General features: G+C 59.5%; 15 protein-coding genes. 9 read left to right on the top strand and 6 right to left on the bottom strand.

Going from position 1 to position 17,438, the window contains the following annotated elements:
- Positions 1 to 18 precede the first annotated feature (18 nt).
- From ACR0K4_RS17310 to ACR0K4_RS17300, 3 genes are all read right to left on the bottom strand, one after another.
- A complete protein-coding gene (locus tag ACR0K4_RS17310; RefSeq protein WP_480854968.1) occupies positions 19 to 969 on the bottom strand; it encodes a PLP-dependent cysteine synthase family protein in 951 nt (316 codons plus the stop codon).
- Positions 966 to 2,153 (bottom strand): glycine C-acetyltransferase, encoded by a 1,188-nt coding sequence (locus ACR0K4_RS17305; protein ID WP_480854966.1) that lies wholly within the window; start codon positions 2,151 to 2,153, stop codon positions 966 to 968. Before ACR0K4_RS17305 ends, ACR0K4_RS17310 begins: the two co-directional genes overlap by 4 nt.
- A 110-nt stretch (positions 2,154 to 2,263) precedes the next feature.
- Positions 2,264 to 2,827: a helix-turn-helix domain-containing protein gene (locus ACR0K4_RS17300; protein ID WP_480854965.1), complete on the bottom strand. Its 564-nt coding sequence runs from the start codon at positions 2,825 to 2,827 to the stop codon at positions 2,264 to 2,266.
- Between the two features lie 116 nt (positions 2,828 to 2,943).
- On the opposite strand from ACR0K4_RS17300, the gene ACR0K4_RS17295 reads away from it, so the two are divergent.
- Positions 2,944 to 4,119 carry an acetyl-CoA C-acyltransferase family protein gene (locus ACR0K4_RS17295; RefSeq protein ID WP_480521739.1) on the top strand — a complete coding sequence of 392 codons (1,176 nt, stop codon included), beginning with the start codon at positions 2,944 to 2,946 and terminating at the stop codon, positions 4,117 to 4,119.
- A gap of 100 nt (positions 4,120 to 4,219) precedes the next feature.
- Here the strand turns inward: ACR0K4_RS17295 and ubiB are convergent, their stop codons facing one another.
- Both ubiB and ubiE read right to left on the bottom strand, forming a co-directional pair.
- On the bottom strand, positions 4,220 to 5,749 hold the full coding sequence (gene ubiB, locus ACR0K4_RS17290) for a 2-polyprenylphenol 6-hydroxylase (protein ID WP_480521740.1): 1,530 nt from the start codon (positions 5,747 to 5,749) through the stop codon (positions 4,220 to 4,222).
- The gene (gene ubiE, locus ACR0K4_RS17285) at positions 5,750 to 6,502 is read right to left on the bottom strand and encodes a bifunctional demethylmenaquinone methyltransferase/2-methoxy-6-polyprenyl-1,4-benzoquinol methylase UbiE (protein ID WP_480521741.1); all 753 of its coding nucleotides are present in this window, start codon (positions 6,500 to 6,502) and stop codon (positions 5,750 to 5,752) included.
- Between the two features lie 86 nt (positions 6,503 to 6,588).
- Between ubiE and mutM the strand changes: the two genes are divergently transcribed.
- From mutM to recF, 6 genes are all read left to right on the top strand, one after another.
- Positions 6,589 to 7,440: a bifunctional DNA-formamidopyrimidine glycosylase/DNA-(apurinic or apyrimidinic site) lyase gene (gene mutM / locus ACR0K4_RS17280; RefSeq protein WP_480854964.1), complete on the top strand. Its 852-nt coding sequence runs from the start codon at positions 6,589 to 6,591 to the stop codon at positions 7,438 to 7,440.
- A 66-nt stretch (positions 7,441 to 7,506) separates the two neighbouring features.
- Positions 7,507 to 8,283, top strand: a complete 777-nt coding sequence (locus tag ACR0K4_RS17275) for an enoyl-CoA hydratase (protein ID WP_480854963.1) — start codon at positions 7,507 to 7,509, stop codon at positions 8,281 to 8,283.
- 229 nt (positions 8,284 to 8,512) lie between these two features.
- Entirely contained in the window at positions 8,513 to 8,776 is a 264-nt protein-coding gene (gene rpsT / locus ACR0K4_RS17270) for a 30S ribosomal protein S20 (RefSeq protein ID WP_039541017.1), read from the top strand.
- A gap of 556 nt (positions 8,777 to 9,332) precedes the next feature.
- Positions 9,333 to 10,718 carry a chromosomal replication initiator protein DnaA gene (dnaA, locus tag ACR0K4_RS17265; protein ID WP_480854962.1) on the top strand — a complete coding sequence of 462 codons (1,386 nt, stop codon included), beginning with the start codon at positions 9,333 to 9,335 and terminating at the stop codon, positions 10,716 to 10,718.
- Positions 10,719 to 10,945: 227 nt separating this feature from the next.
- On the top strand, positions 10,946 to 12,067 hold the full coding sequence (gene dnaN / locus ACR0K4_RS17260) for a DNA polymerase III subunit beta (protein WP_480854961.1): 1,122 nt from the start codon (positions 10,946 to 10,948) through the stop codon (positions 12,065 to 12,067).
- Positions 12,068 to 12,160: 93 nt separating this feature from the next.
- Positions 12,161 to 13,255: a DNA replication/repair protein RecF gene (gene recF / locus ACR0K4_RS17255; RefSeq protein ID WP_480854959.1), complete on the top strand. Its 1,095-nt coding sequence runs from the start codon at positions 12,161 to 12,163 to the stop codon at positions 13,253 to 13,255.
- On the opposite strand, the gene ACR0K4_RS17250 is transcribed toward recF, so the two are convergent.
- Complete coding sequence (locus ACR0K4_RS17250; RefSeq protein ID WP_480521747.1) at positions 13,252 to 13,818, bottom strand: carboxymuconolactone decarboxylase family protein; 567 nt, start codon at positions 13,816 to 13,818, stop codon at positions 13,252 to 13,254. The genes recF and ACR0K4_RS17250 overlap by 4 nt on opposite strands.
- A gap of 100 nt (positions 13,819 to 13,918) precedes the next feature.
- Here ACR0K4_RS17250 and ACR0K4_RS17245 point away from each other — a divergent pair, with 100 nt between their 5' ends.
- Both ACR0K4_RS17245 and gyrB read left to right on the top strand, forming a co-directional pair.
- A complete protein-coding gene (locus ACR0K4_RS17245; RefSeq protein WP_480521748.1) occupies positions 13,919 to 14,491 on the top strand; it encodes a TetR/AcrR family transcriptional regulator in 573 nt (190 codons plus the stop codon).
- Between the two features lie 125 nt (positions 14,492 to 14,616).
- Complete coding sequence (gyrB, locus tag ACR0K4_RS17240) at positions 14,617 to 17,034, top strand: DNA topoisomerase (ATP-hydrolyzing) subunit B (RefSeq protein WP_480854958.1); 2,418 nt, start codon at positions 14,617 to 14,619, stop codon at positions 17,032 to 17,034.
- The last annotated feature ends 404 nt before the right edge of the window (positions 17,035 to 17,438 follow it).

The following is a 17,438-nucleotide window of genomic DNA, read 5'->3' as shown; positions in this document are numbered from 1 at the left end:
GTGTTGGGTCGCATCAGATCACTCCCACAAATCGGTGGACAGGTATTTCAGCCCGCTGTCACACATTACAATGGCGACGCAGCCGCCTTTTTCGGGTCCGCGCAGAAGATCGATGGCTGCGGAAAGATTGGCGCCTGCGGAATAGCCCGCGAATATCCCCTCGGCCCGGGCCAGCAACCGGGTACCTTCGCGCGCGGCGTCGCCGGACACCGACATATGGCCAGCCAACGTGGTTCCGTTCAGATGAACAAGGTCTCCCATAGCATATCCACCGCCCTGGATGGGATGATCGGGGGTACTGATGGTCTCTCCGGCCAATGCGCGTGCGCCTTCGGGCTCGACAGCGTAACAGCGCACGCCAAGGGGCGTTAGATAAGCGGCCGCCCCGGCCAGCGTACCGCCGGACCCGGCAAAGTCGCAAAAGGATGTGACGCTGCCACCGGACTGTTCCCAGATCTCAGGCCCCGTACCGGCGGCATGCGCCTTTGGGTTTCCTGCGTGACCGAACTGATCGGCGCGAAACGCCCGGCGTTCGGTCGTGATACGCTGTGCGGCGGCGTCGACCAAAGCCAGATCGACCCCCGAGACTTCGCCGGGTTTGCTGCCTTCGGCTTGCGGAACGATGACAACCTCGGCCCCGAGGGCGCGCATCATGCGCGCACGCTCGACCGAGTTGCCTGCGCTCATCACCGCCACGAACGGGTGCCCCAGAATGCCGCAGACAATCGCCAGCCCGGTGCCCATATTGCCCGATGTCAGCTCGACCACCGTCTGGCCGGGCGACAACGTGCCATCCGCGCGGGCCAGTTCAATTATGGATTTAGCGGCGCGGTCCTTTTTGGAGAAACCGGGCAACAGATAGTCCAGCTTGGCCAGAATGCGCCCGTCCAGATCGAGATGTTGGCAAATACGGGTAAGATCGACGAGGGGCGTGTTGCCAATCGCGTCGATGACGGACGGCAAGATCATGCGATTACGCCCAGGTCTTTGCCGACCTTGCCGAACGCGGCCAGCGCACGGTCCAACTCGTTACGCGTCAGGGCGGCGTTCATCTGGGTTCTGATCCGCGCCTGTCCGCGCGGGACCACGGGGAAGAAAAAGCCCGAGACATAGACACCTTCCTCAAACAGTTTGGCGGCCATGTCCTGCGCCAGTTGCGCCTCGCCAAGCATCACCGGAATAATAGGGTGTTCCCCGGGCAGCAGGTCGAACCCCAGTTTCTCCAAACCGGCGCGCCAGTATTTGGCGTTGCCGAACAGTTGCGCGCGCAGCATGTCGCCCTCTTCCACCAGTCGGATCGCTTCCAATCCGGCTGCGACGATGGATGGCGGCAGCGAGTTCGAGAACAGGTAGGGCCGCGCCCGCTGCCGCAGCAGGTCGATCACTGGTTGCGGCCCGGCGATATAGCCGCCGATTGCCCCCCCCAGTGCCTTGCCCAAGGTTCCCGTCAGAATGTCCACATCGACGTCGAAATGATCCGGCGTGCCCGCGCCGCGCGGCCCCATGAAGCCGGTGGCGTGACAGTCATCGACCATGACGATGGCGTCGTATTTGTCGGCCAACTCGCGGATTTTTGGCAGGTTGGCCAGATAGCCATCCATCGAGAAAACGCCATCAGTGGCGATCATGATGTGCCGCGCGCCGTCCTCGCGCGCCTGTTTCAGCCAGGCTTCGAGATCGTTCATGTCGTTGTTCAGATAGCGATAGCGCTTGGCTTTGCACAACCGTATCCCGTCGATGATCGAGGCGTGGTTCAGGCTGTCCGAGATGATGGCGTCTTCGGGTCCCAGAAGGGGTTCGAACAACCCGCCATTGGCGTCGAAACAGGCGGCGAACAGGATCGCGTCGTCCTTGTTCAGGAACTTTGCCAGGCGCTGTTCCAACTCTCGGTGAATGTCCTGGGTGCCGCAGATGAAACGGACCGAGGCCATGCCGAAGCCTTTGGGTTCCATCGCACCCTTGGCTGCGTCGATCAACGCCGGGTGGTCGGCCAATCCCAGATAGTTGTTGGCGCACAGGTTGATGACCTGCCGGTCGCCCACTGTGATCTCTCCGCCCTGAGGCGAGGTGATCATTCGTTCGCGTTTGTAAAGACCCTCGGCTTCGATCTGCGCGAGTGTGTCCGAGATATGGGACAGGAATGCATCTGCCATGGCGGCCTCCGTTTACCTGAGTCGTGCATCTAACATAACGGAGGTAATTCCCAAATAGGGGAATTACAGTATGAAGGAAAAATATCCGTGAAGATGGATTTTTACGGATGTCAGGCGTTCTTGACGATCAGGAAGACCCGCGCCGGTTCGGCGGCGGATATGGAATGAGCGATGTCCGCAGCATAGCGGGCGGTGTCACCTTGGCCAAGTTCAGAGACCGCTGTTCCGGATGTGACGCGAACCGACCCTTCCAGCACAGTCAGTTGTTCGCGCGCGCCACGGGCATGAGGTTGACTGTTCAAAGCACCGCCAGCGTCGAACTGAATGTCATAGATCTCGTGCCCGCCCGCTTCTTCGGGTGGCGACAGGATGCGGATCCTGCATCTCTGGCCCATATTGTCGATGCTTGGCACTTCGGATTTTTGCAATACCTCGATCCGATCTGTGGATTTTGAGTCTTCGAGCAGACCCGCGAAATCCACCTGCAAGGCGCGGGTCAGGTTCCACAGGGTCGAGATGGTCGGGCTGCTCTCGCCGCGCTCGATCTGACTGACCATTGAACGAGACACGCCGCTGAGGTTGGCAACAGCTTCTAAAGACAGCCCCTTTGCGCGGCGCGCCTCTTTCAGGCGGGCGGGCAAGCGGTTCAGGATATCGTCTGTGTTTTCCGTCATGACGGAAAACACATGTGCGAGGCACACCGGTTTGTCAATTCCGGGCGTGACAGAGAGTCCAATATGCAACTTATGCTGCAAGTGCATAATGCGCGCAAATTCAGGAGGAGTAAGACATGACTGACGTAGTGATTCTGGACGGTGCACGGACCGCCATCGGAACATTTGGCGGCGCTTTGGCATCCACTGCACCTATTGATCTGGCGACTGTTGCCACCGAGGCGGCGCTGGAGCGGTCCGGGGTCGAAGGCGGTCAGATCGGGCATGTTGTCTTCGGTCATGTCATCAACACCGAGCCGCGCGACATGTACCTGTCGCGGGCAGCGGCAAAACAAGCCGGTATCCCTGACGAGACACCCGCGATGAATGTGAACCGCCTGTGCGGGTCCGGGGCGCAGGCAATTGTTTCGGCAACGCAGTCTCTGATGCTGGGGGATGCGGATTTCGCTCTTGCTGGCGGTGCGGAAAGCATGTCGCGCGGACCTTACATCATGCAGCAGGCACGCTGGGGCGCAAAGATGGGCGATATCAAATCGCTGGACATGATGGTCGGTGCCCTGAACTGCCCGTTTGGGACGGGGCATATGGGTGTCACAGCCGAAAACGTGGCGGACGAGCATCAGATTACCCGCGAGCAGATGGATGAGTTTGCTGTGGTCAGCCAGACTCGGGCCGCGGCGGCGATCGAGGCGGGGTATTTCCAAAGCCAGATCACGCCGGTTCAGGTCAAGGTCAAGCGCGACATGGTCGATTTCATGGTGGATGAGCACCCCAAAGCGACCACCGCAGAGGTGTTGGCCGGTCTGCGCCCGGTCTTCAAGAAAGAGGGTCGCGTGACAGCGGGCAATGCCTCGGGAATCAATGATGGTGCGGCGGCGATGGTGCTTGCGACTGCGGATGCGGCCGAAAAGGCAGGTTTAAAGCCCAAAGCACGCATTCTGGGTTATGCTCATGCCGGTGTACGCCCCGAGGTGATGGGGATCGGGCCCGTTCCAGCAGTTCAGAACCTGTTGGCCAAGACTGGCTTGTCGATTTCGGATTTTGACGTGATTGAAAGCAATGAAGCCTTTGCGGCGCAGGCGTTGGCGGTGAACAAGGAATTGGGTCTTGACGCAGCCAGAGTGAACCCCAATGGGGGCGCAATTGCCCTGGGTCATCCGGTCGGCGCGACCGGTGCCATTATCACGCTGAAAGCGCTGTACGAACTTGAACGCACCGGTGGCTCCAAAGGGCTGGTCACCATGTGCATAGGTGGTGGTCAGGGCATCGCAATCGCTATCGAGCGGCTCTGATCCGGGATCGGGTAACGGGGGGCTGTCTGCCCCCCATCGCGCCTGGTGGCGCGATTCCCCCCGAGGATATTTTTGGCCAGATGAAGCTGCGGGCTTGTGATTAACTGAGAGCGACAAGCAGGGCCGTGACTGTGGCGCCGACCAGGGCGCCTATGGCGGCAGGCCATATCACTTGCGACAGTCGGGCGCCTTGGGGCTCATCCTTCAAGGTTTGGGAAATCAAGGCGCTTTCGACCAACCCGGGCAGACGAGGGCCGAAGCGGGCCAGGACCAGCGCGGTTTTGCCCAGATCGTGCAGGGCCGCGCGGGGGCCGATGGATTTCTTGATGTAGTCCTCGACGACCGGGCGAGCGACTTCCCAGATGTTCATGTGAGGGTCAAGCGAGCGCGCGACGCCTTCGACCACCACCATCGTGCGTTGCAGCAGGATCAGTTCTGTGCGGGTTTCCATGCCGAAGCGTTCGGTAACCTCGAACAGGTAGTTCAGCAGGCGGCCCATCGAGATGTGGGTGGCATCCATGCCGAAGATCGGCTCTCCCACGGCGCGCAGGGCGCGGGCGAATTCGTCCACGTCTTGATTGGCGGGGACGTAACCGGCTTCGAAATGCACCTCGGCCACACGTTTATAGTCGCGGCGGATGAAGCCGAAGAGGATCTCGGCATAGACCCGGCGGGTATATTCGTCGATATGGCCCATGATGCCATAGTCATAGGCGATGATGTCTCCGTTCGCGGCGACCTTGAGGTTGCCCTGATGCATGTCGGCGTGGAAATAGCCATCGCGCAGGGCATGCAGCAGGAACAGGCGCAGGACGCGTTCCGCCAGATCGCGGCGGTTGTGGCCGGCGGCGTCCAGTGCATCGTTGTCGCCCAGTGGAATGCCGTCCGCCCAGCTGAGCGTCATGACGCGGCGCGCGGACAGGGACCAGACCACGGGGGGCAGCCAGAAGCCTGCGTCGTCCTTGGTGTTGGCGGCGTATTCCGAGGCGGCGGCGCTTTCCAGACGCAGGTCAAGCTCGCCGCGCACTACGCCGTCGAAATGCTCGATCACCTCCATCGGGCGCAGGCGGCGTGCGCCGGGGGCGCAGAGGGAAACGATGCGAGCAGCGAAATAAAAGGCGTCGACGTCCTTGCGGAAGGCACGCTCGATGCCGGGGCGCAGGACTTTGACGGCGACATCCTCGCCTGTGCTGGTTAGCTTGGCCTTGTGGACCTGTGCGATTGAGGCGGCGGCGATGGGTTCGCTGAAATCGCTGAAGATTTCTGACACCGGTTGGCCTAGCTCCCGTTCGACCTCTGCCATGGCTTCGGCCTTCGAGAAGGGCGGCAGTTTGTCCTGCAGCACACGCAATTGCGCGGCCAGTTCGTCGCCGACCACATCGGGGCGGGTCGAGAGCACCTGACCGAATTTGATATAGGCCGGTCCCAGCGCGGTCAGCGCGCGGGTTGCGGGCGGCATCTCGGGGTCGCCCTTGTAGCCGAGCCATTGGAAGGGTTTGCCCAAGCTATGCGCCACGATGCGCAGGGTGCGGGGCGCTTCGAACGCGTCCAGCACCACGTTCATGGCACCGGTGCGCTCCAAAGTGGCACCCGTGCGTATCAGGCGGATGATGTTGTGAGGGCCACGCATCTAGATTTTCCAGCCGGAATGCAGCGCGGCGATGCCCATGCTCAGGTTGCGGTATTTGGCGTTTTCGAATCCGGCGGTGCGGACCATCGACAGGAAAGTGTCCTGATCGGGGAAGTTGCGGATCGACTCGACCAGATACTGATAGCTGTCGTAATCGTTGGCGATCAGCTTGCCCATGCGCGGGATGACGTTGAAGCTGTAGAGGTCGTAAAGTTTCTGCAACCCGTCATTGGGCAGCTGGCTGAATTCCAGCACCATCAGGCGGCCACCGGGTTTCAGCACACGGTAAGCCTCGTTCAGCGCCTCTTGCGGGCGAGTCACGTTCCGGATGCCGAAGGAGATTGTGTAGACGTCGAATGTGTTGTCCTCGAACGGCAGGGCCATCGCGTCGCCCACCACCCAGTTCAGGCTGTCGGCCATCTGGTCGGCCTCAGCCCGTTGGCGGCCTTCGACCAGCATCGGCTCGGTCAGGTCCAGAACGGTGGCGTGGCCGTGGCCTGCTCGTTTGAGGAAGCGAAAGGAGATGTCTCCGGTGCCGCCCGCCACATCCAGCAGACGCTGCCCGGGGCGCGGGGCCAACCAGTCCATCATCGCGTCTTTCCAGACCCGGTGGATGCCCATCGACATGACATCGTTCATCACGTCGTATTTCGAGGCGACCGAGTTGAATACGCCCTGCACGCGCCCGGCCTTTTCAGCCTCGCGCACGGTTTCGAACCCGAAATGAGTGGTCTTGTCGCTGTTGTCGGACATTTGCCTTGCCGTTCGTCGAATTTCGCCTCTGTTATAGGGCCAAGAGAGGCGGGCACAATGCGGCCCTTTGGAATAGGAGCCATCTAATGCCCGAATTGCCCGAGGTCGAGACAGTAAGACGCGGCCTGTCCCCGGCGATGGAGGGGGTGGTGATCGAACGGGCAGATGTGAACCGGCCCGATCTGCGCTGGCCCTTTCCCGCGCGGATGGCCGAGCGGCTGACCGGGCAGCAGGTTCAGCGGCTGCGGCGGCGGTCGAAATACATCTTGGCCGATCTCAGCAGCGGTGAAACCCTTTTGATCCATCTGGGCATGTCCGGGCGGATGACGGTGTCTGGTGACCCTCTGGGGCAGTTCGTGCATGATCATCCGGCGGCGCAAAAGCATGACCATGTGGTGTTCCACATGGCCAACGGTGCGCGCGTCACCTTCAACGATCCACGCCGGTTCGGAGCGATGGATTTGCTTCCCACAGCCACGGCTGAGCAGCACAAGCTGCTCTCGGTCTTGGGGCCGGAGCCTTTGGGGAACGACTTTCATGAACAACACCTGATCGATGCGTTCAAAGGCAAGAACTCCCCGGTCAAATCGGCGCTTCTGGATCAGGGAATCGTTGCCGGTCTGGGCAATATCTACGTTTGCGAGGCGCTTTATCGCGGCAAGGTGTCGCCACGTCGCAAGGCCGGGCAGATTTCTGCGCCGCGCGTTGCGGCACTTGTGCCGATCATCCGGCAGGTGCTGCAGGATGCCATCGAGGCTGGCGGTTCGTCGCTGCGGGATTTCCGTCAAGCCGATGGAGAACTTGGATATTTTCAGCACCGCTTCGACGTCTACGCGCGCGAAGGTGAACCCTGCCGGACCGAAGGATGCGGCGCGTCGATCAAGAGAATCACCCAGTCCGGTCGCTCATCCTTCTACTGTGCGCAATGCCAAAGATAGCTTGATCCAGCTTTTGCGCGTGATAATGAATCGTATCTGAACGGAACAACCGGAAGCTTACACCTCATGGCTTTTGAGACGATCATCGTCGAAATTGAAGACCACGTCGCCCTCATCAAACTCGACAGACCCGACGCAATGAACGCGCTGAACACCCAGCTGTTGGGTGAGCTTTGCGAGGCGTTGGAGGATGCCGACAAGAACGACAAGGTGCGCTGCATGGTCATCACCGGCTCGGAAAAGGCTTTCGCTGCTGGCGCGGATATCAAAGAGATGTCCGAGATGAGCTTTGTTGACGTCTTCGACATAAACCTGTTTGCGGATGCCAATGATCGCATCTCGGCCATTCGCAAGCCGATCATTGCGGCCGTGGCAGGCTATGCGCTGGGTGGCGGGTGCGAGTTGGCGATGTTGTGCGACTTCATCATCGCCGCCGATACCGCCAAGTTCGGTCAGCCCGAGATCAATCTGGGCGTCATTGCCGGGTTGGGTGGCAGCCAGCGCCTGACCCGTTTCGTGGGCAAGTCCAAATCGATGGATATGAACCTGACCGGGCGTTTTATGGATGCTGAAGAAGCCGAACGTGCCGGGCTGGTCAGCCGTGTGGTCCCCGCAAAGAAACTGATCGAAGAGGCGACCGGTGCCGCCCAGAAGATTGCGGAGAAATCCCAGATCTCGACCCTGGCGGCAAAAGAGGCGGTGAACCGCAGCTATGAGCTGCCGCTGAGCGAGGGCATGCTGTTTGAACGGCGCGTGTTCCATTCGATGTTCGCCACCGAGGATCAGAAAGAGGGCATGGCCGCGTTTCTGGAAAAACGCGCCGCGCAGTTCCGCGACAAGTAAGCAGCCTTCACGAGGGGCAACCGGGCGGGCTTTTGCCCGCCTTTTTCTTGCCGGATCCGCACAGTCAAGATTCCGCTTGGCAAACCCGCACAACTTGGATAGTAAGCGCCGTCATACATGCGCGTGCGGCCCGCCTGGCCCGACTCACACTCGTGATTTCTGATCCGGTGCGGATAATTCCCGTGGCGCGCAACCCAAGATAACCGTACCGAACAAAGGTCAGAGACACATGGCAAATTCGCCCCAGGCAAAGAAACGCGCCCGTCAGAACGAAAAGCGTTTCGCCGTAAACAAAGCGCGCCGTTCGCGCATCCGCACCTATCTGCGTAAAGTTGAAGAAGCGATCGCATCCGGCGACAAGGACGCGGCCACCGCAGCCCTGCGCGCCGCTCAGCCCGAGCTGATGCGCGGCGTCACCAAAGGTGTCTTCCACAAGAACACCGCAGCCCGCAAAATGTCGCGCCTGTCGGCCCGCGTCAAAGCGCTGGGCTAAGCAGTACGTGACCCATGGTCACGTCAGCAAAGCTGAATTATTTTGAAAGGCGTCGCCCCGTGCGGCGCCTTTTCTAATGTTGCCGGAAAGTCGCGCCTTCACGAAACCGAGAGATTCTTTCGGGTCCAGACACGAGTCAATATCAGAGTTTCGTTGCCGCAACCGCCGACCTGTTGTTACCACTGATATCAGCGATTCACTCGCTTGGGGGGACAGGCGGTTTCTGCGTTCCAACTGACGGGCATCAGTTGATCCGGAGACGAATGTTCGTTCGCTGGCTTTCGAGCCGGCTGGCGACCTGCAAAAGGTACCGGGCTGCCCGGATACCCGAGCCCTGTCGGAAATTGGGATTTGGACCTGTGGCCCGGCTTTTCGGGACATGTCTTGTTGCGGGACGATGTCTGCGCTGCAGTGTGCTGAATTTCCAAGTTGTACCCGCCAGACCATTGGTCTGGCGAAACGGTACCCTTGTGCGTGAACGTCATACACCCGGGAAACCGGGCCATATTGCATAAGGCCGAAGGGCCAATAAAGAATGGGATGCGTGAGGCGCTGGATGACACAAGAGAAATGGGGACAACTGCGAAGCAAGTTGATCAAGGCTGTTGGACAAAACAATTACACCACCTGGATCGAACCTCTGGAGTTCAAAGAGCTTCAGGACGGGGTGGCCGTGTTTTCTGCGCCGACGAACTTTATGGGCAATTACGTCAGTCAGAACTTTGCCGACCATATTCTCTATGAGCTGAAAACATCCGGTGAAACCGTGCAACGATTGGCGTTTCGCACGGCGGCCAACTCCTCGGCGCGCCCTGCCGCCACACGCGCGCCTGTGCAGGACCCTGTCACAGAACCGAGCCCTGCTCTGGCAGCCGATACAGGCGCGAGTGCGCTGGAATCGCTTCAGGCGGCGCCTTTGGATGCGCGTTTTACCTTTGACAGTTTCGTTGTGGGCAAGCCCAATGAATTGGCCCATGCCGCAGCCCGCCGTGTGTCCGAGGGCGGTCCGGTCACATTCAATCCGCTGGTGCTGTATGGCGGTGTCGGTCTGGGTAAGACCCACCTGATGCACGCCATCGCTTGGGAGCTGAAGACCAAACACCCCGAACTGAATGTGCTGTATCTGTCGGCAGAGCAATTCATGTATCGCTTTGTGCAGGCCTTGCGTGAACGCCGGATGATGGATTTCAAACACCTGTTCCGGTCGGTCGATGTGCTGATGGTGGATGACGTGCAATTCATCGCAGGCAAAGATTCCACGCAGGAAGAGTTCTTTCATACGTTCAACGCGCTTGTGGATCAGAACAAGCAGATCATTATTTCTGCCGACCGTGCGCCGGGTGAGATCAAGGATCTGGAAGATCGCGTGAAGTCCCGCTTGCAATGTGGCCTTGTGGTCGACCTGCACCCCACCGATTATGAGCTGCGGTTGGGTATCCTGCAAAACAAGGTGCAGCACTACAGCGCCACCTATCCGGACCTCAGCATCGCGGATGGCGTTCTGGAATTTCTCGCGCAGCGTATCTCGACCAATGTGCGGGTGCTTGAGGGGGCTCTGACCCGGTTGTTTGCCTTTGCCTCGCTGGTCGGGCGCGAGATCGACATGGAGCTGACTCAGGATTGCCTGGCGGATGTGCTGCGTATGTCCGAGCGCAAGATCACGGTCGAGGAGATTCAGCGCAAAGTGTCCGAGTACTACAATATCCGTCTGTCGGACATCGTCGGCCCTAAGCGGCTGCGCTCTTATGCCCGCCCGCGTCAGATCGCGATGTATCTGTGCAAGCAGTTGACCAGCCGGTCGTTGCCCGAGATCGGTCGGCGGTTCGGTGGCCGTGACCATACGACGGTCATGCACGGCGTTAAACGCATTGAAGAGCTGAAGCTGACAGATGGCCAGATTGCGGAGGATGTCGAGATCCTGCGTCGCGCTCTCGAAGCCTGAGTTTTTAGTCGGGTGTTTTTGCTATGCCCCGGGCCGACAGGTCTGGGGCGTTCGCTTGTGCGCTATCGCCCACAATCTGCAGTGATCTGTGTCAGATAGACCACGCGACCCTTGACGCACCGGTCAATCCGGCTGAGAAATCGATAGAAAGTCCTTGTGCCTCGGGGCAGAGCCGCTAACGTGCCAGTCCCGCCCATTTCGGCACGAAAGTCAAAGGAATTGAGGGTATGAAGATCAGCATCGAACGCGGCACCCTTCTCAAGGCCGTTTCGCAGGCCCAATCTGTTGTCGAACGTCGCAATACGATCCCGATACTTGCCAACGTTTTGATCGAGGCCGAAGGCGATCAGGCTCAGTTCCGTGCCACCGATCTGGATATCGAAGTGGTGGACAAGGCCCCGGCACAGGTGGAAAAGGCTGGCGCAACAACGGTGGCTGCGACCACGTTGCATGAAATCGTCCGCAAGTTGCCGGACGGTGCGCTGGTCACCCTGACCGCGGACAGTGCGGCGGGGCGTCTGACGGTCGAGGCCGGGCGGTCGAACTTTTCGCTGGCGACCTTGCCGAAAGAGGATTTCCCGGTCATGGCCTCCTCGGAATACCAGTCGAATTTCAAAGCGCCTGCTGCGCTGCTTCGGCGGCTGTTTGACAAATCCAAATTTGCCATTTCGACAGAAGAGACGCGGTACTATCTGAATGGCGTCTATATGCATGTGGCTGACGGATCAGATGGCGGAAAAGTACTGCGCTGTGTGGCCACGGATGGCCACCGTTTGGCGCGTATCGATGCTGATTTGCCGGAAGGAGCAACAGACATGCCGGGTGTTATTGTCCCCCGCAAAACCGTGGGCGAGTTGCGTAAGCTGCTGGATGATGACGAGATGGAGATCGCGGTTTCGGTCAGCGAAACCAAGGTGCGGTTCGCGACGCCTGACATAACGCTGACGTCCAAGGTAATCGATGGCACATTTCCGGACTATACACGCGTTATTCCGCAGGGGAACACGCGTCAGCTGGAAGTGGATGCGGCTGAGTTCGCTCAGGCCGTGGATCGGGTTGCGACCGTGTCCTCCGAGCGGTCGCGAGCGGTAAAGCTGCAACTGGATGCGGACAAGCTGGTGCTGTCGGTCAATGCGCCCGACAGCGGCGCCGCCGAGGAAGAGCTGGCTGTTGCTTATGGCGACGAGCGGCTGGAGATCGGGTTCAACGCAAAGTACCTGTTGGAGATTGCGTCTCAGGTGGATCGTGAGAATGCGGTGTTTCTGTTCAATTCCGCAGGTGACCCAACCCTGATGCGCGAAGGCAATGATCAGAGCGCGGTTTACGTTGTCATGCCGATGCGCGTCTGATCGCGCTGACGCGCGATGCCTCCCCTAACGGCGGCAAAGCCGCCTGCCGGGCAGAGGGACGGGAGTATTTTTGAAAAGATGAAGGGAGGGGTCATGGGATTGGCCCTGACCGAGCTTACGGTCTCGCATTTTCGGTCTCATAAGCTGGCGCGGTTGTCTTTGGATGGGCGACCGGTGGCGATACATGGGCCAAACGGGGCCGGGAAGACCAATATTCTTGAAGCGGTGTCGTTGTTTTCGCCCGGTCGCGGGATGCGGCGGGCCAGCGCGGCGGAGATGACCCGGCGGCCCGAGGCCTTGGGCTGGAAGCTGTCGGGACTGTTGCAGGCGCAAGGGCAGGCCTATGAGATCGAGACATGGTCCGAAGGCGGCGCGGCGCGGCAGGTTCGGATTGATGAGAAGGCGGCCAGTCAGATTGATCTGGGCAAGCTTGCGCGGGTGGTCTGGCTGATCCCGTCGATGGATCGGCTGTGGATCGAGGGGGCAGAGGGGCGGCGGCGGTTTCTGGACCGCATTGCGCTGAGCTTTGATCCTTCGCACGCCGAGGCGTCTCTGACCTATGAAAAAGCCATGCGGGAACGCAACCGCCTGCTGAAAGAGCAGGTGCGGGATGCGCATTGGTATGCAGCGCTAGAGGCGCAGATGGCCGAGATGGGGCACCGCATTCATGCGTCCCGTCTGGCGGCGTTGGAGCATTTGCGTACGGCGCAGGATCAGGCGGAAACGGCGTTTCCCTCTGCCGAGCTAGAGTTGGTGCAGTCTGAGGGTGCGATGCCGGAGACTGCGGGCGACTTGCGCGAGGCGTTGAATGAAAGCCGGTTTCGGGACCTGGCGGCGGGGCGCACGTTGGTGGGGCCGCATCGGTCGGATTTATTTGGCGTCTTTGCGGCCAAGGGCGTACCTGCCAAGGATTGCTCGACCGGAGAACAGAAGGCGCTGCTGGTCTCGTTGATCCTGTCGAATGCGCGGGCTTTGGCGGGGATGGTCGGCGCCCCGCCGATCGTGCTGCTGGACGAGGTGGCGGCCCATCTCGATGCCGAGCGACGTGCGGCGCTCTATGACGAGATTTGCGCGCTGGGCGCTCAGGCCTGGATGACGGGCACCGGGCCTGAGCTGTTTGAAGAATTGGAGGGTCGGGCCCAGACGCTGACTGTCACTGACAGCGGTGAAGGCTCGGTCGTGGCTTAGGCAGGCTCGCCGACTTTGCGTTCCCACAGGAAGCCGCGCATCACTTCGTCGACCGGGGTTTGTGCCATGTGGTTGACGTAATTCGACATGGTTTTCTGCGCCAGCCCCAACACCACGTCCAGAACTGCCCGATGAGAGTAACCTGCGTCAAAGAAGGCCTGCAGCTGCGCGTCTGTGACATTGCCGCGGCTCTGCATCAGTTGCAGGGTAAAGCTGCGCAATGCTTCAAGTTTGGCGGAAGGGAGCGGGGTTTCATTGCGCAACGCCTCGGTGATATCATCCGACACCTTCATCATCTTGGCGATGCCGGTATGGGCGGGAACGCAGTAGTGGCACTCGTTTTCCACGTTGATGGTCTGCCAGACGACGGTTTTTTCGTCGTTGTCGAAATCGGTTTGTAAGAACAGGTGGTGCAGCAGCTGATAGGCCTCAAGATGTTGCGGGCTTTCGGACATCACCTTGTGCAGGCCGGGCAGACGGCCAAAGGCGGCCTGCGATTTCTCCAGCAGCGGTTTGGATCCTTCTGGGGCGGTTTCGAGGTCGTGGGAGGGGAAATTTGCCATATCAAAACTCCTGTTTCTGGCGCGATGAGTCGTATTTAGGCTTTCTTGAGCGATCACTCAAGTATATATTTGAGCAAACGTTCAAAAATTGGTGACGCTGATGCCTCGCAAACCCTCATACGACCGCGATGCGCTGATCGGGCAGGCGCGGGATATCTTCTGGCGACAGGGTTGGGCTGGGACATCGTTGAAAGACCTGGAGCGGGAGTTGAAGCTGAAGCCCGGAAGTTTCTATGCGGCTTTTGGGTCCAAGGATGCGCTGTATGCGCTGGCGCTGGAGAAATACGCCGAAGAGGGGGTGGCGCGTTTGATGGCGCTGGCGGATGATCTGGGGCCGCTTGGCGCGCTCAAGGCGCAGCCGGGCATTGTTGTGGCTGGATCGGGCGCACCGGCCAAGGCTTGTATGCTGGCCAAAACCTATGCCGAGCTCTGGGCAAGAGATCATGAGCTTGCGGCCCTTGCCAGCACGCATTTGGCCGAGATGATGACTTGTTTTTCGACCCTTTTCCAACAAGCCCAACAACGTGGCGAGATCGGGGCGTCGAGCGATCCGGATCGTCTCGCGGCGCGGTATCAGTCTGACCTTCTGGGCTTGCGGTTGTCGGCGGAACGCAAGGATGTGGATGCGCAACAGATCGCTGCAGATATCGCCGCCGATCTGGATCGATTGTAGCCGGTTGGAGAGCGGTTTCCAAAACGGTTGGAAAGCACGGTTGGGAACACAAAATGTTGGGGGACCGCGTGACATTCCCCACCAGAGAACGTATAAGTTACCAAAATAATATAGGTACTGACTGAATGTCCGAAGACACACAGGCTCCACAGGAATACGGCGCTGATTCCATAAAAGTTCTCAAAGGGTTGGAGGCCGTTCGTAAGCGCCCCGGCATGTATATCGGGGATACGGATGATGGCTCGGGTCTGCACCATATGGTGTACGAGGTCGTGGACAACGGAATTGATGAGGCGCTGGCCGGTCATGCCGATCATGTGACGGTGAAAATCCACGCCGATTCCAGCGTGTCAGTCAGCGATAACGGGCGTGGAATTCCCGTGGACATTCACCCCGAAGAGGGTGTCTCGGCTGCGGAAGTCATCATGACCCAACTACACGCGGGCGGGAAGTTCGACAGCAACTCGTACAAAGTGTCGGGCGGACTGCACGGCGTGGGCGTTTCGGTGGTGAATGCGCTGTCCGATTGGCTGGAGCTGCGCATCTGGCGTGCCGGCAAGGAACACGTGGCCCGGTTCGAAGGCGGCGAGACGGCCGAGCATCTGAAGGTGGTCGGGGATTGCGGTGATCAGACGGGAACCGAGGTGCGGTTCCTGGCCTCGACCAACACATTCTCGAACCTCGAATATTCTTTCGAGACGCTGGAGAAGCGCCTGCGCGAACTGGCGTTCCTGAACTCGGGCGTGCGGATTATCCTGATCGACGAACGCCCCGCAGAACGGTTGGAAACCGAGCTGTTTTATGAGGGCGGGGTCAAAGAGTTCGTTAAATATCTCGACCGGTCGAAAACCCCGGCCATGCCCGAACCGATCTACATCAAAGGCGAACGTGACGATATCGGCGTTGAAATCGCCATGTGGTGGAATGACAGCTACCACGAGACGGTGCTACCCTTCACCAACAACATCCCTCAGCGGGACGGTGGGACGCATGTGGCGGGGTTCCGGGGCGCTCTGACCCGGACGATCAACAACTATGCGCAATCCAGCGGGATCGCGAAAAAGGAAAAGGTCAGCTTTACCGGCGATGACGCGCGCGAAGGTCTGACCTGTGTGTTGTCGGTCAAGGTGCCCGATCCCAAGTTCTCGTCCCAGACCAAGGACAAGCTGGTGTCGTCCGAGGTGCGTCCGGCTGTTGAGGGCCTGATGAACGAAAAGCTGGCCGAATGGTTCGAGGAAAACCCGAGCGAAGCCAAGGGGATCGTCGGCAAGATCATCGAGGCCGCGCTGGCCCGAGAGGCCGCGCGCAAGGCCCGCGAGTTGACCCGCCGCAAGACGGCGATGGATGTGAACTATCTGGCGGGTAAGCTGAAAGATTGTTCCGAGAAAGACCCGTCCAAAACCGAAGTTTTCCTCGTCGAGGGTGACTCGGCTGGTGGGTCCGCGCAGACGGGTCGGGACCGGCTGACGCAGGCCGTATTGCCCTTGCGCGGGAAAATCCTGAACGTGGAACGGGCTCGGTTTGACCGGATGCTGTCGTCGCAGGAAATCGGCAATCTGGTCATGGCGCTGGGCACCGGCATTGGCCGGGACGAGTTCAACATCGAAAAACTGCGCTACCACAAGATCGTTATCATGACCGACGCGGACGTGGACGGCGCGCATATCCGAACCTTGCTGCTGACCTTCTTCTACCGCCAAATGCCAAAGCTGATCGAGGGCGGGTATCTCTATATCGCACAACCGCCGCTTTATAAGGTTTCGCGCGGAAAATCAGAGGTTTATCTCAAGGATCAGGCTGCTCTGGATGACTACCTGATCAATCAAGGGGTCGAGGGCGCGGTGCTGAAACTGGGCTCGGGCGAGGAGATCATCGGGCAAGACCTGACCCGTGTGGTCGATGAGGCGCGGCAATTGAAGCGCGTACTGGACGCCTTCCCAACGCATTATCCGCGCCATATTCTGGAACAGGCCGCCGTTGCAGGCGCTTTCGTTCCGGGGGCGGTCGATGCCGACCTGCAAGGTGTGGCCGACAAGGTCGCTGCCCGCCTCGACCTGATTGCGCTTGAATATGAGCGCGGTTGGCAGGGTCGCATCACCCAGGACCACGGCATCCGTCTGGCTCGCATCCTGCGTGGCGTTGAAGAGGTCCGCACGCTGGACGGCCCCATGCTGCGTTCGGGCGAGGCGCGCAAGACCGGCAGCTTTACCCAAAGCCTGCAAGAGGTCTACAACTCGCCCGCAACCCTGATCCGCCGGGATCGGTCGCAGGCCATCCACGGGCCTTTGGATTTGCTGCGCGCCATTCTTGAGGAAGGTGAAAAGGGCCTGTCTCTGCAACGTTACAAGGGTTTGGGTGAGATGAACCCGGACCAGCTTTGGGAAACCACACTGGACCCGGACGCCCGTACACTCTTGCAGGTGCGCGTTAACGACATGGTCGAGGCCGACGATTTATTCACCAAACTGATGGGCGACGTCGTCGAACCCCGCCGCGAATTCATTCAGCAAAATGCGCTGAGCGTCGAGAACCTGGATTTTTAGGCTCATGTACGATTGCCCAAAAACGTTCGCGAACCTACTGTGGCCAGTTTTTTGGTTTTGGGAGTAGCTACAACTGACACCGACGCATTCTTGCAATAAGAATGGTCCAAACTTCGCTTGAAATTTCTCGCTGCAGATACGAGAGATACAATAGCCCGCGGCCAAAGCAGACAATCATCCACATACTTGGTAAGGGCTCAGTTATTTCCTCAAATCTAAGAGCTTGCCGAGGCTGGTATGCTGCGGCGAATTCGCGTTGGATGAAAGACAGGTCTCAAACCGCTTGCCTGGATATGACGCTGTGTTCAGCAAAACGCTAAGAGAGCTGTTGAATGCCTTGACCTGGCACCAAACGGTAGCTTCATTGAAAAAGAACATGACCTTATAGTTCGACAAATGAGCCA

This window comes from Ruegeria sp. K11, from assembly GCF_056531905.1.
The sequence above is the reverse complement of the archived record's forward strand: the minus strand, read 5'-3'. Positions and strand labels throughout refer to the sequence as shown.

Excerpts from the sequence above, each read along its gene's own strand:
- ACR0K4_RS17310 (WP_480854968.1), bottom strand. The coding sequence starts at position 969 with ATGATCTTGCCGTCCGTCATCGACGCGATTGGCAACACGCCCCTCGTC.
- ACR0K4_RS17305 (WP_480854966.1), bottom strand. The coding sequence starts at position 2,153 with ATGGCAGATGCATTCCTGTCCCATATCTCGGACACACTCGCGCAGATC.
- ACR0K4_RS17300 (WP_480854965.1), bottom strand. The coding sequence starts at position 2,827 with ATGACGGAAAACACAGACGATATCCTGAACCGCTTGCCCGCCCGCCTG.
- ACR0K4_RS17295 (WP_480521739.1), top strand. The coding sequence starts at position 2,944 with ATGACTGACGTAGTGATTCTGGACGGTGCACGGACCGCCATCGGAACA.
- ubiB (WP_480521740.1), bottom strand. The coding sequence starts at position 5,749 with ATGCGTGGCCCTCACAACATCATCCGCCTGATACGCACGGGTGCCACT.
- ubiE (WP_480521741.1), bottom strand. The coding sequence starts at position 6,502 with ATGTCCGACAACAGCGACAAGACCACTCATTTCGGGTTCGAAACCGTG.
- mutM (WP_480854964.1), top strand. The coding sequence starts at position 6,589 with ATGCCCGAATTGCCCGAGGTCGAGACAGTAAGACGCGGCCTGTCCCCG.
- ACR0K4_RS17275 (WP_480854963.1), top strand. The coding sequence starts at position 7,507 with ATGGCTTTTGAGACGATCATCGTCGAAATTGAAGACCACGTCGCCCTC.
- rpsT (WP_039541017.1), top strand. The coding sequence starts at position 8,513 with ATGGCAAATTCGCCCCAGGCAAAGAAACGCGCCCGTCAGAACGAAAAG.
- dnaA (WP_480854962.1), top strand. The coding sequence starts at position 9,333 with ATGACACAAGAGAAATGGGGACAACTGCGAAGCAAGTTGATCAAGGCT.
- dnaN (WP_480854961.1), top strand. The coding sequence starts at position 10,946 with ATGAAGATCAGCATCGAACGCGGCACCCTTCTCAAGGCCGTTTCGCAG.
- recF (WP_480854959.1), top strand. The coding sequence starts at position 12,161 with ATGGGATTGGCCCTGACCGAGCTTACGGTCTCGCATTTTCGGTCTCAT.
- ACR0K4_RS17250 (WP_480521747.1), bottom strand. The coding sequence starts at position 13,818 with ATGGCAAATTTCCCCTCCCACGACCTCGAAACCGCCCCAGAAGGATCC.
- ACR0K4_RS17245 (WP_480521748.1), top strand. The coding sequence starts at position 13,919 with ATGCCTCGCAAACCCTCATACGACCGCGATGCGCTGATCGGGCAGGCG.
- gyrB (WP_480854958.1), top strand. The coding sequence starts at position 14,617 with ATGTCCGAAGACACACAGGCTCCACAGGAATACGGCGCTGATTCCATA.